Raw genomic sequence first — 12,942 nt, forward strand, 5'->3', positions numbered from 1 at the left:
CGCTGCCGATGAACGAATTCCTGCAGCAGAGCTTCAAGGAGATCGGCATCGATATCGACTTCAAGGTGGTCGAGCTCGAGACGCTTTATTCGCACTGGCGCAAGGGCGCGGCCGACGAGATGAACACCGGCATCACCGCCAACAACATCGCCTATGTCACCTCGGATCCGCTGTATGCCATCGTGCGGTTCTTCCATTCCGGCCAGGTGGCGCCGACAGGCGTCAACTGGGGCGGCTACAAGAACCCGAAGGTCGACGCGCTGATCGACGAGGCCAAACAGACCTTCGACAGCACGAAACAGGATGCGCTGCTGGCGCAGGCGCACGCGCTGATCGTCGACGACGCCGCGCTGGTGTGGGTGGTGCACGACACCAATCCGCACGCGCTGTCACCGAAGGTCAAAACCTTCGTGCAGGCACAGCACTGGTTCCAGGATCTGACGCAGATCGGGGTGGAGTAAACCGCTCCACCGTCGTCCCTGCGAAAGCAGGGGACCCATAACCACGAATGGGTGTTGTTAGAACGCCGTCCGGCCGCTTGCCCTTTCCGTCGGCCGCGGCGTATGGGTCCCGGCTTTCGCCGGGACGACGCCGGGTTTGTGGCGTCTATTTTCGTCGTCAACCGGGACGACACGGAGTTTGCGGCGCCTATTTCGTCGTCAACGCAAACGCGCCGTCCCAATCGTCCGGCGGCGGCTCTTTCTGGAAGGCGCGGATGCGCGCCTCATAGAGGCGGTAGAGGTATTGCAACGACTGCGCCTCGTCGGTCTTGCGGCCACGCTCGATCGCGGCCAGCGCGCCGTCCCAATCACGGCCGCGGTAGCAGGCGAGCATCTCGATGGTCAGGTTGCGCAACCGCTGGAAACGGCCCGATTGGGCAACGTCCTCGCGGCCGGCGATCGCATAGATCACCTCGGGCTCCTTCTTGCCCTTGACCATGATGAAGTCGAGCTCGAGGATCGCGAACTTCTCCTTCACCGCGAGCGCGGTCTTCGATCCCACGATGATCGGGAAGCCGTACTCCTTGGACTGCCCCTCGAGTCGCGCCGCTAGATTGACGCTGTCGCCGAGCACCGAATAATTGAACTTCAGATCGGATCCCATATTGCCGACCACGCAGGTGCCGGTGTTGAGGCCGACGCCGATGTTGAGCGGCACATAGACGTGACCGCCGTCCTTGGCCTCCTGCTCGCGCGTCTCGTTGAGCTGGTCGACGCGCTCCAGCATGTCGAGCGCGGCCTCGCAGGCGTTGAGGTGGTGTTGCTTGTCGTCGAGCGGCGCATTCCAGAACGCCATGATGGCGTCGCCCATATATTTGTCGATATAGCCTTTGCGCGCGAGGATCGCGTTGGTGAGCGGGGTGAGGAAACGGTTCATCAGCGCCGTGAGGCCCTGCGGGTCGCGCTTGTAGGTTTCCGAGATCGAGGTGAACCCGCGCATGTCCGAGAACATGATGGTCATCTCGCGCTCCTCGCCGCCGAGCACGAGCCGCTCCGGCGACTGCGCCAGCTGCTCAACCAGCGCCGGCGACATGTACTGCACGAATTGCGACCTGATCTGCCGGCGCTGCTGCTGCTCGCGCACGAAGGCGGAGAAGATCAGGGTGAGATAGATCGCCGTGGTCGACATCAGCGGATAGGTGAAATCGATCAGGAGCCGGTGCTGGGAGTAGAAATACCAGGAGGTGCCGATCAGCACCGAGGCAAACAACCCGCCGACGACGACGAGCGTGATCGGGCCGAACTTCGGCGCGAAGGCGATGACCAGGAGCCCCATGATCAGCGCCGCGAAGAACTCGATGCCGATGCCGTAGTTCGGTTGCGAAACCACGTCACCGGTCAGCGCGCTCTCCAGCACCTGGGCGTGAATCTCGACGCCGGGCATCGCCGGCGTCACCGGCGTGGTCTTGATGTCGTTGAGCCCGACTGCCGAGGTGCCGATCACGATCAGCTTGCCGGCAATTCTGTCCGGCGACACGCGCCCGTCCAGCACGTCGACGGCCGAGACATAGATCGAGGGGTCGCGGCGGGCGTAGTGGATCCAGAGCTGGCCGTGGAGATCGGTCGGGATCGCGAAGCCCTTGAGGCCCAGGCTCTTGATACCGGCCTTGTCGGCCTTGATCAGGATCGTGCCCGAGCCGCTCGCTACCCGCAGCATCTCGAAGCTCAGCGACGGCATGGTGACGCCTTGCGCCACCATGATCATCGGGACGCGGCGCACGATGCCGTCGCGCTCCGGCCTGATCGTGAACAGGCCGCGGCCTGCGGCGGCCTCCTCCAGCACCGGCACGTTGCGCAACAACCCCGGAAACATGAACATAAAGGGCTGCGGCTCCTCGCCGAGCGTCGCAAGCCCGGTGACCGGAAGCCTTTCATTGAGGTCGGCGCGCACGTTGGGGCCACCGGATTCGCCGAGCACCACGCGCGAGCTTCTGATGGCCTCGGCGAAGATGCTGTCGTTGCTCGGCAACTGCCGCAGCCTGGCCCGCATTTCCTCGTCGAGATTACTGAACGTATCGGCCGCGATATCGGGGTTGAGGCGATCCGGCTCGGAGAACACCGCGTCGAACGCGATCACCACGGCGCCGAGCCGGGTGAGATTGGTGACGATGTCGGCGAGCCGCGTTCGCGGCCAGGGCCATTGCCCGAGCCGGGTATCGGCGAGGCTCTTCTCGTCGATATCGACGATGGTTACCGGCCGCGCGGTCTTCCGGCGCGGCTCGATCACCTGGAACGTGTCGAACGTCCTGACGCGAAGCTCCTGCACCGGAGCCGGATCCACGACCCGCAGCGCGGCGATGCCGATCAGCAGCCCGACGCAGGCGAGCCGCGCATAACCGAAGCGCCGTCCGAACCACCTTCGTATCGCCTTCAGCCGTCTCATGCCGTCTGGATATCACGCGCGCGGAGTTGTTCCAATCGCCGCAAGCTGCGCAATGCACAATCAGCCCGGTCAAATGCACCGCCCATGGCGGCGCGGCCAGGAGATCCTTCAGGTGACGTGAAGCAGGAAGTCGTTGTGGCCAAGCTCCGAGGGCGTGACGTTGCGCAGCGTAATGGTGTCCGCGCTGTCGATGGTGATCAGCGTATCCGCCGCGTTGGTCGGCGATTGCGCGACGTGCTGGCTGATCCAGGTATCGACGCTGCTGGTCGAGACGACAGCGGTGAGGTCGATATGGTCGAGGCCGGGCTTGAAGTTCATGATCGTGTCGTGGTTGAAGTTCGCCGCGAACACAAACTGGTCCTGGCAACCCGCCGTCCCGAACAGCACGTCCTTGCCGGCGGTGCTCGTGAGTGTCACCGGCGCGGTCGGGTTTTGCTGAACGTTGAAGATCAGGTTGACCGTATCGCTCGCGCCATTGCCGTCGGTCACGGAGAGCGTGACCGTGTCGGTCGGCGCGGTGCCCGGGTGATAGGTGAGGACCGACGATGCGAGGGCTGCGTTGATATCCGCCAGGTGGCCGGCCTGCGCTGGTGGCGTCACGCTGCTGCCTGAACCGGCCGTCGTGGCTGCCAGGGTGAAATTCTCGACAGCGGTTGCATCGACGTCCGTCACGGTCAGGCCGGAGATTGTCTCGGTCCCGTTGGCGTTTTCGACGATGGTGACGTTATCGGTATGAATCACGGGCGCGTCATTGGCGCCGACGACATCGATCGTCAACGTCGCGGTCCCGGCCGCGCCGTGCGCGTCGATCGTCTCGACAGTGAACGTGTCGGCATAAGTCCCCTTGGCCAACGCGTTGATCGCGGCATCATTGGGAACATAGCTGTAGGTGCCGTCCTTATTGACCGTGAGCGAGCCGTAGAGGCCCGTGATGACCGAATTGACGGCAACGTGGTCCGAATTGAGGCCGGCGTAGGTCAGCGTCGCGGTCTCACCATCGTCGACGTCATGGCCGTGCAGCGTGCCGGTCAGCGGGCTGAACGTGTCATAGGCCGCGGTATCGGTGAGCGTGCCGGCATTGACGTCCGCGAGCGTCGGCGTGTCGTTGGCGCCGTTGATCGTGATGGTCACAGGCGTGGTGATGACACCGCCATGATGGTCATCGATCTGGATCGTGTAGGTCAGCGTCAGCGTCTCGCCGACGGCGAGGTAATCGAAATTCTTGTCCGCGGCCGAGAAGGTCCAGGTGGACGATCCCGTCGCGCCGTTGGTGGTATCCGTCAACGTGCCCAGCGACAGCCAGTTCAGGACGGTGGACGTGTCCGCGGGCAGACCCGTGGTCGCCCCGGCTTCCGCCACGCCGGTAATGGTGACGGAGTGGATGTCGCTGAGGTCCACGTCGGTGAACGTCACCGTGCCCGATGCGCTGTCCGGCTTGGATGAACCGGTCGTGTCGGGTTGCTCGGCAATGGTGGCCGCCTGCGGCGCCGAGGTGACAATTGGCGCATCGTTGCTGCCGGTAATCGTGATCGTCACCGGTTCGCTGATCACGCCGCCATGATGGTCGTCGATCTTGACGGTGTAGGTCAGCGTCAGCGTCTCGCCGGCGGCGAGATAATCGAAATTCTTGTCGGCGGCCGAGAAGGTCCAGGCCTGCGATCCGGCCACCCCGCCGGTCGAGTCGGTCAGCGTCCCCAGCGAGAGCCAGTTCAGGATCGTCGACTCGTCCTCGGGCAGGCCCGTGGTCGTTCCGGTTTCCGCCACGCCGGTGATCGACACGGTGTGAGTGTCGCTGAGATCGACGTCGGCAAACGCCACCACGCCCTGGGCGACGTCCGGCTTCGATGAACCCGTCGTGTGGGGTTGCTCGGCGATGGTCGCCGTCGGCGGCTCCGACGCAAACGTCGGGACGTCGTTGGTGCCCGTGATGGTGATCGTCACGGGCTGGGTGACGACGCCGCCATGATGGTCGTCGACCTGGATCAGGTAGGTCAGCGTCAGCTTCTCGCCGGCAGCGAGATAGTCGAAATTCTTGTCGGCGGCCGAGAACGTCCAGCCGCTCGATCCGGTCACGCCGCCGGTCGAATCCTTCAGGGTGCCGAGCGATATCCAGCTCAGTATCGTCGCCTGATCGGGAAGCCCCTTGGTCACGCCCGTTTCGGTGACCCCGGCCACGGTGACGCTGTGGGTGTCGCTGAGATCGACGTCGGTGAAGGTGACCGTTCCGGACGCGGTATCCGGCTTCGTCGAACCGGTCACCCCTTCGGTCTCGGTGATGGCAGCCGCCTGGGTCGGCGACGTGATCACCGGCTTGTCGTCGGTGCCGACGATCGTGATCGTGACGGGGACCGTGACGACGCCGCCATGATGATCGTCGATCTGGATCGTGTAGACCAGCGTCAGCGTCTCGCCCGCGGCGAGATAGTCGAAACTCTTGTCGGCGGCCGAGAACGTCCAGGAGCGCGATCCGGTCACGCCATCAGTCGAATCGGTCAGTGCACCCAGCGACAGCCAGCTCAGCACGGAGGCCTGGTTGGCAAGTCCGCTGGTGACGCCGGCCTCGGTGACGCCCGTGATGGTGATCGAATGCGTGTCGGTCAGGTCCGCATCGGTAAACGTCACCGTGCCGTGCGCCGCATCCGGCGCGGCGGAATTCGTCGTCCACGGGAGTTCGGTGATCGAGCCGACCTGCGCCGCAGACGTCACGACCGGCGTGTCGTTGGTGCCGGTGATCGTGATGGTGATGATCTGGAAGCCGGTCTCGTTGCTCAGCTGGTAGTTGTTATCGACGCGCACGAGATAGGTCAGCGTCAGCGTTTCGCCGGCGGCCAGAAAATCGAACGCGCCGTCGGCAAGGCTGTAGGTCCAGGTCGCCGAGCCGATATTGGTGTTCTGCGGATTGGGGTCGAGCAGCAGCGGGATCTCGACGGCATTGATGGCCGCCCGCTCCGCCGCCGTCAGCGACGAAGTCACATCGTGGCCGCTGGCGTCCCGGTAGCTGAACGAATTGAAACTGACCGTCGCTGTCGGCTTGTCGCCGAGATTGACGTCCACCCATGTGATCTGGCCGGTCACCGTGTTGGGCTGCCCGCTATGGGTCTGCCCAGGCAGTTCGGTGAACGCGCCATCCTGTGTCACGACATGCGGCGCCCCGGGGATATGGTCGGACTTGCTGGGCGCGGTCTGTGACTGGGTATCGTTGGTCAAACCCAGCAGAAAGCTTGTCGGCACGACAGCGTCGCCGGTAGCGAGCTTGAGGATGGTCGTGAACGGGACGATGCTGTCCGTGAAGTTCGTCGTCAGCTTGGTGTTGGGATTGGAATTGTCAGTGAACTTCAACGCGAAGACATCGGAGATCAGCTTCTGCGCGTCGGTCGACAGTTGCGCCGACGAGACGAAGCTGACGCTGCCCTGGCCGTTGACGATGGTCTGGGTGCCGGCCTGATCGACGGTTGCGATCGGATTGAGCGTCGTCTTGTCGAACAGGATGTAGGAGCCGGTGGTGCCATCGGGCTCGACCAGCACCTGGAATTTGGCGGGCGGCACGCCACCGGTGCCCTGGACGTCGAAATCGATCTCGACGAGCACCGCGGTGCCGCGGATGCCCATGGTCGCGACCGGCGTATCGACCTTCATGTCGCCATGCTTGGCGGCGGCGCCGGCCACGAACGAGATCGTGCCCGAGACGAGGCTCATCAACGACGAATTGCTCGACCCGTTCGGGTCATAGATCATCTCGTTCAGCACCATCTTGGCGTTCGGTCCGAGACCGAACACGGTGCCGTCGATGAAGGTGATGCCGAGCGTCGAGTCGCCGCCGGACTGCACCACGTCACCCTTGTTGACGTTGTCGCCCTGGTTCAGGACGATCGCAACGCCGTTGCGAATGGCGGTGGCGCTGCCCGCCAGCTTGGTGACATGGCCGATGACCTTGGCCGGTTCGGCAGCGCCGCCGGCCTGCGCATATTGGGTGTAGCCGGTGAGCGCGTTGACGAGATCGCCGGTGAGATGCGCGCCTTCAGGCGATGCCAGGGCGGCGTGCTTCTCGCCCTTGAAGTAGTCGCGCAGGACGAGTTCCCGATCGTCCTTCGAGATGACGAGATCGAGCCCGGTCCGCTTGAAGTCGCCGGTGAACAGCAATTGCCCGTCGTCGACCGTGATCGCGCCAGGCGGAGCATGCGAGGTAACGCTTTCGACGTATGCCGATCCGCGGACATAAGGGTCCGCGCTCGGCGAATGGCCGTCGAATTTCCCAACAAAGTTCACTGCGGATCACCGCACGAGGGTTAATATTGGTAAAATATCCGAATGATTACGCCTGCATATCATCGGATAAAGCTTGGCGAAACCATCCTTTGCTTTCGCAAGGTGCTCTGGTCGCGCCGTTTGAGCGGGTGTGACTTGGCTCACTCTTAGATGAATCGTGTAGTCCGAACTTACCGGACGGTACCATGAGATGGGATTTAAGCCAAGATGCGTACTGAACCACGTATTCGTGGTATTGACTGGCATTTCTCTACTTGCCTTTATTTCCCCGCAGCCCCGAGAGGGCATTTGACCCGATTTTTCCGGCTAAAGCTGTGACCTGGCTTACAAATCACAGCTATCCCGTGCGCGGACCGGCCGGGTTAACCAGAAGGCGAGGATGAGGCGTTTCGCAGTGGAAAAAGGTTCGCCGGTTCGTTTCACAAACCGGTAAAGTTTTCGGGACCCGGACCACACGCCCTTTAGGCTGCCGCCCGGATTCCCCACATCTTAAGTCGATTCGAAGGGATCGTTGGCCATGCTGCCGGCATGAAACGATCCGGTCGCGTGCGCGGTGCAGTATCCACCCGTCGATGAGCGGACAGGGGGTGTCACATGGGTAACTCGCTTCGCTCGTTTGCGCTGCGCGCCGTCATGCTGGGCTTCGGCCTGGCGATGGCCGCGCCAATTGCCGAGCTCAATGCCGCCTCGCTGCTTTCGCCCGGCCCTGCCTCCGTGCTCAGAAAGTCGACCGAACCGTTTGGCCTTGCGACCAGCCTGCTTGCCGGCGGCGGCCTGCACGACAAATGGCTCGGCGTGCAGCGCCAGCTTGCTGACGAATTGGCGCAGCTCGCAGCCTGCGAGAACGACCGCGCAGGGTGCACTTCGCCGGAGGCGCTGCGGTTCCTGGCGATCGTCGATGCCGGTCGCGCGCGCAACGGCCGCGCCCGGCTCGGCGAGATCAACCGCGCGATCAATCTGGCGATCCGCCCGGGCAGCGATCTCGCAACTTACGGCGAGCCCGACGTCTGGGCCACGCCGCTCGCCACGCTTGCCCGCGGCAGCGGCGATTGCGAGGACTATGCGATTGCGAAATTCGTGGCGCTCGGCAAGGCCGGCATCGCGTCGGAAGATTTGCGCATTGTCGTGATGCATGACGTGCTCGGCGGCGGGGACCATGCCGTGGTCGCAGCGCGGCTCGACGGCCACTGGCTGACGCTCGACAACCGCCGCATGGCGATGATCGAAGACAGCGACATCAGGAGTTTCCGGCCGACCTTCGTGATCGACCAGAATGGCGTCAGCCGCTACGTCGATGCGCCGCTGGTCACCGAGGCCGCGTGGCGGCCGGCGGGGCGGTGAACTGATCACTACGGGACGTAACGGCCGTAAGTCGTCATTGCGAGGAGCGAAGCGACGAAGCAATCCATGCCGCCGCGCTTGCGGAATGATGGATTGCTTCGCGGAGCCTGTCATCCGGCGGCGCTTCGCGCCGACCGGGTGGCTCGCAGTGACGGCCGGTTGGAGTTCTGGACTGATCAGAACATCAGATTGTCCTTCACCAGAACCCAGCGGCCGCCCTTGACCTGCTGCACCTGGGTGATCGTGTTGGCGAGATGATCGGTCTTGGAGAACCTGGTCGGCGGCGAGCTGAAGATGTCGAGGAACTTGTCGCCTGACTCCAGCGCGTCGAGCATCTTCTGGCCGGTGATATCCTTGCCCGCCTTCTGCGCGTAGAAGGCGAAGGTCATCACCGCGTTGTAGCCGATGATCGCCTGGGTGTTGGCGTCGGTGTTGAACATCTTCTTGTAGTTGACCAACCAGTCCTTGACCTTGCCCTTGGCGGTGTCCTCATAGGGAATCTCGAAGCCCGAGGCGGCGTAGAGCCCTTCGACAGCCTCCTTGCCGAGCGCCGGCACCTCGAGCACGTTGGTCGGGGTGGCGCCGAGGAAGGTCACGTCCCAGCCGAGCTTTCTGGCCTCGTTCATCGCGCCGATGGTTTCGCGGATCACGGTGCCGAGCACGACGAGATCGCAGCCGTCGGACTTCATCTTGGCAACCTGCGCCGAGAAGTCGGAGGCGCCGCGCTTGTAGCTCGTGACCGAGGCCGGCGGCACCTTCATCGCGCCGAGCTGCTGGGTGAAGCCGTCGAGCACGTTCTTACCGTACTCGTCGTCCTGGTGCATGATGCAGGGCTTCTTGAAGTTCTTCCACTCCATCATGTATTTGAGCGCGGCGCGCGTGCTCTCGACATAAGGCAGGAGGTTGTTGAACTTCAGCCGCTCCTGCGGCTTGGCGGGATCGAACTTGAAGGTGAATTCGGCGGCGGTCAGCGGGAACAGCTGCAGCACGCCCGCATCGAACAGGATATCCTGCGCCGCAAGCACGGTCGGCGACCCCATCGGGCCGATCATCGCGAACACCTTGTCGCGCTCGACCATCTTCTGCGAGGCCAGCACGGCCTTCTTCGGGTCGTAGCCGTTGTCCTCCAGGATCATCTTGATCTTGCGGCCGTTGATGCCGCCGCCGGCGTTGATCTCCTCAACCGCCATCTTCATGCCGTTCGACACCGGAACGCCCCAGACCTTGATCGGGCCGGACAAATCCTGATGCGTTCCGATCACGATCTCGGTCGGTGAGATGCCTTCATTGGTGACCTTGGTCTGGGCTGCGGCCGGCAGACAGGTCAGCGCCAGCGCGCTCACCGCAAGGCCCAGCGCCTTCAGCGATTTCGACATTGCAGTCTCCTCCTTACAGTGGCCCATGCTGAGCGAAGGGTCGGGCCTGCTCGCTCCCTCGCCAATCCCGTCTCTTCGCTATGCCACCGCCCGCGCGCCATACATGGCGTCGATCTCGGCCGCGTAGCGCTTGTTCACGAAGCTGCGCTTCAGCTTCATGGTCGGCGTCAGTTCCTCGTCCTCGGGCGTCAGCTGGCGCTCGATCAAGCAGAATTTCTTGATGGTCTCGACGCGCGCGAATTTCGCGTTGACCGCCTCGACCTCGCGGTGGATCAGGTCCTGGATCTCGCGGGCCCGGCACAGGCTCGCGTAGTTGGTGAACGGAATGTCCTGGTCCTGGGCGTATTTCTCGACATTCTCCTGATCGATCATGATCAGGCAGGTGAGATACGGCCGCTTGTCGCCGATCACGACCGCGTCCGAGACATAGGGTGAGAATTTGAGCTGGTTCTCGATCTCGGACGGCGTGACGTTCTTGCCGCCGGAGGTGATGATGATGTCCTTCATCCGGTCGGTGATCTTGACATAGCCTTCATTGTCGATCGCGCCGACGTCGCCGGTGTGCAGCCAGCCCTTTGCGTCGATCGTCTCGGCGGTCTTCTCCGGCTGGTTGAGATAACCCATGAACAGGAAGTCGCCCTTGATCAGGATCTCGCCCTTCGGACAGATCATCACCTCGCCCCAGGGCGCGGCTTTGCCGACCGAGCCGAGCTTAATGCGGTCGGCCGGCATCATGGTCGCGACGCCGCAATTCTCGGTCTGGCCGTAGACCTCGCGCATGTCGATGCCGAGCGCGAGATACCAGCGGATCAGATCCGGCGAGATAGGCGCAGCGCCGGTCAACGCGATCCGGCAGCGGTCGAGCCCGAGCATGCGACGGATGTTGCGGAACACCAGCCAGTAGGCAGCGTGGTTGGCGAGCCGCAGCGACAGCGGCGGCGTCTCGCCGTCCAGGCGATACTCGGTCATCCGGTTGCCGATCGCGAGCGCGCGGGCGTACATCCAGTTCTGGAACGGGGTCGCGTCCTTCAGCGCGATGGTGATGCCGGAATAGAACTTCTCCCAGATCCGGGGCACCGCGAGGAACGCGGTCGGTTGCACCTCGCGCAGATTGTCCGGCACCGTCTCCGGGCTCTCGGCGAAATTCATCACCGAGCCGAGCGCGAGCGAGATGTAATAGCCGCCGACCCGCTCGGCGACGTGGCAGAGCGGCAGGAACACCAGCCGCTCCTCGCTGTCGGTCGAGGGATAGAGATCGTTGGCATGGCGCATCTGGTGCGTCACGCTGCGGTTGGAATGCATCGCGCCCTTGGGCGGGCCCGTGGTGCCCGAGGTGTAGACCAGGATCGCGAGATCGGCGGCCGTGCGGCTGCCGGTCATCTCATCCCACAAGGCGTCATTGCCCTGGGCATGGTTGCGGCCGAGCGCGGTGAATTCGGCGAGCGACAGCACCATCGGATCGGAGAAGCCGGAGAGGCCCTCCATGTCGAACACGACGATCTTGTCCAGCGTCGGACAGCGCGACCGGCAGGCCAGCACCTTGTCGAGCTGCTCCTCGTCCTCGACGAAGATCACCCGGGTGCGGGAATCATTGACGAGATATTCGACCTGCGCTGCGGAATCGGTCGGATAGATGCCGGACGACACGCCGCCGGCGCACAGGATGCCCATGTCGGCATAGACCCATTCCGGCACCGCATTGGCGATGATCGAGGCGACGTCGCCGGGGCGGAAGCCGGTCGCATGCAGGCCGAAGGCGATGTCCTTGGAGATCTGCAGCCATTCGCGCCAGCTGGTCGGCTGCCAGATGCCGAACTTCTTCTCGCGGATCGCGGGCCTGTCGCCACGCGTTTGCACCGCGAGCAGAAAGCTCCGCGCGATCGTGTCGGCAACCGTCAGCACCGCTGGTCCTGCCATGCGCGCTCCCTCCTCTGCCGCTTGTTTCACGCGCCGGCTCGGGTGCCGGTCTTGTTTGCGAAACAGGCCTGAAATCTAGCTCCAACTCTCCCGCAGCGCAGCGTCGACTTTCGTCGACGCCAACCTTCCTAGCGCCAGGTTTTCTTCTTTTTCCAGCGCCGCTCACCCCGGGCGCCGGCTTCCTTGGCGCCGAGATAGAACTCCTGGATATCTGGTGAATTCATCAGCCGCTCGCAGGTGTCGTTCAAGACGACGCGGCCGATCTCCAGCACATAGCCGTAGTGGGCCGTCTCCAGCGCGATCTTGGCATTCTGCTCGACCAGCAGGATCGACATGCCCTGCTCCTCGTTGACGCGGCGGATGATGGTGAAGATCTCCTTCACCAGGATCGGCGACAGCCCAAGCGACGGCTCATCGAGCAGCAGCAGCGTCGGCCGGTTCATCAGCGCGCGTCCGATCGCCAGCATCTGCTGCTCGCCGCCCGAAAGCTGGCCGGCTGGCTGGCCGAGCCGCTCCCTCAGCCGTGGAAAATAGCCGTAGACGCGCTCGAGGTCCTGCGCCACACCGTCGCGGTCCTTGCGCAGATAGGCGCCCATCATCAGGTTCTCGCGCACCGACAGGAACGGAAACACCTCGCGTCCCTCAGGCACGTGGCTGAGGCCAAGCCGCACGATCCGGTCGGCCTCCATGCGCTGGATCGGCTTGCCCAAAAATTCGATCGAGCCCTTCTGCGGGTCGAGGATGCCGGAGATCGTCTTCAACACCGTGGTCTTGCCGGCGCCGTTGGCGCCGAGCAGCGTCACGATCCGGCCGCGCGGCACCTCGAGGCTGATGCCGCGGATGGCCATGATCGGCCCATAGTAACTCTCGATGTTGGAGAGCTTCAGGATGATGTCCGGCGTGCTCATGGCATCATCCTCATGCGCCGAGATAGGCTGCGACGACGTCGGGATGGTGCTGCACCTCGGAGGGCGAGCCCATCGCCAGCACGCGGCCGTAGTTCAACGCGATCACGCGGTCCGAGACGCGGTTGACCAGGGTCATGTCGTGCTCGACCATCAGCACGGTGATGCCGAGCTCGCTCTTCATGTCACGGATCCAGAACGACATGTCGTCGGTCTCCTCGACATTGAGGCCGGACGACGGCTCGTCGAGCAGG

7 protein-coding genes and 1 pseudogene are annotated in these 12,942 nt (G+C 63.6%); 2 read left to right on the forward strand and 6 right to left on the reverse strand.

The features are described 5' to 3' along the window. Positions 1-461 (forward strand): annotated as a pseudogene (locus FNJ47_RS38460) (ABC transporter substrate-binding protein); the annotation flags it as partial. A gap of 187 nt (positions 462-648) precedes the next feature. Here the strand turns inward: FNJ47_RS38460 and FNJ47_RS38465 are convergent. Beyond that, positions 649-2,883 (reverse strand): CHASE2 domain-containing protein, encoded by a 2,235-nt coding sequence (locus tag FNJ47_RS38465; protein ID WP_163161047.1) that lies wholly within the window; start codon positions 2,881-2,883, stop codon positions 649-651. A gap of 108 nt (positions 2,884-2,991) precedes the next feature. Beyond that, on the reverse strand, positions 2,992-7,149 hold the full coding sequence (locus tag FNJ47_RS38470) for a VCBS domain-containing protein (protein WP_163161048.1): 4,158 nt from the start codon (positions 7,147-7,149) through the stop codon (positions 2,992-2,994). Positions 7,150-7,743: 594 nt separating this feature from the next. On the opposite strand from FNJ47_RS38470, the gene FNJ47_RS38475 reads away from it, so the two are divergent. Continuing rightward, positions 7,744-8,490, forward strand: coding sequence for a transglutaminase-like cysteine peptidase (locus tag FNJ47_RS38475; protein ID WP_163161049.1), 747 nt, complete (start codon positions 7,744-7,746; stop codon positions 8,488-8,490). Between the two features lie 176 nt (positions 8,491-8,666). Here the strand turns inward: FNJ47_RS38475 and FNJ47_RS38480 are convergent, their stop codons facing one another. The 4 genes from FNJ47_RS38480 to FNJ47_RS38495 all read right to left on the reverse strand — a co-directional run. Next, positions 8,667-9,866 (reverse strand): ABC transporter substrate-binding protein, encoded by a 1,200-nt coding sequence (locus tag FNJ47_RS38480; RefSeq protein ID WP_163161050.1) that lies wholly within the window; start codon positions 9,864-9,866, stop codon positions 8,667-8,669. Positions 9,867-9,944: 78 nt separating this feature from the next. Then, on the reverse strand, positions 9,945-11,783 hold the full coding sequence (locus tag FNJ47_RS38485) for an AMP-dependent synthetase/ligase (protein ID WP_163161051.1): 1,839 nt from the start codon (positions 11,781-11,783) through the stop codon (positions 9,945-9,947). A 128-nt stretch (positions 11,784-11,911) separates the two neighbouring features. Continuing rightward, positions 11,912-12,691 carry an ABC transporter ATP-binding protein gene (locus FNJ47_RS38490; protein WP_163161052.1) on the reverse strand — a complete coding sequence of 260 codons (780 nt, stop codon included), beginning with the start codon at positions 12,689-12,691 and terminating at the stop codon, positions 11,912-11,914. Positions 12,692-12,701: 10 nt separating this feature from the next. Beyond that, on the reverse strand, positions 12,702-12,942 hold a 241-nt coding region (locus FNJ47_RS38495), incomplete at its 5' end, for an ABC transporter ATP-binding protein C-terminal domain-containing protein (protein WP_488226103.1).

Source organism: Bradyrhizobium uaiense, assembly GCF_010811875.1.
GTDB classification, from domain to species: domain Bacteria; phylum Pseudomonadota; class Alphaproteobacteria; order Rhizobiales; family Xanthobacteraceae; genus Bradyrhizobium; species Bradyrhizobium uaiense.

Bases quoted from the DNA above. Each gene is read 5' to 3' on its own strand.
- FNJ47_RS38475 (WP_163161049.1), top strand. From the start codon at position 7,744: ATGGGTAACTCGCTTCGCTCGTTTGCGCTGCGCGCCGTCATGCTGGGC.
- FNJ47_RS38485 (WP_163161051.1), bottom strand. From the start codon at position 11,783: ATGGCAGGACCAGCGGTGCTGACGGTTGCCGACACGATCGCGCGGAGC.
- FNJ47_RS38490 (WP_163161052.1), bottom strand. From the start codon at position 12,691: ATGAGCACGCCGGACATCATCCTGAAGCTCTCCAACATCGAGAGTTAC.
- FNJ47_RS38480 (WP_163161050.1), bottom strand. From the start codon at position 9,866: ATGTCGAAATCGCTGAAGGCGCTGGGCCTTGCGGTGAGCGCGCTGGCG.
- FNJ47_RS38465 (WP_163161047.1), bottom strand. From the start codon at position 2,883: ATGAGACGGCTGAAGGCGATACGAAGGTGGTTCGGACGGCGCTTCGGT.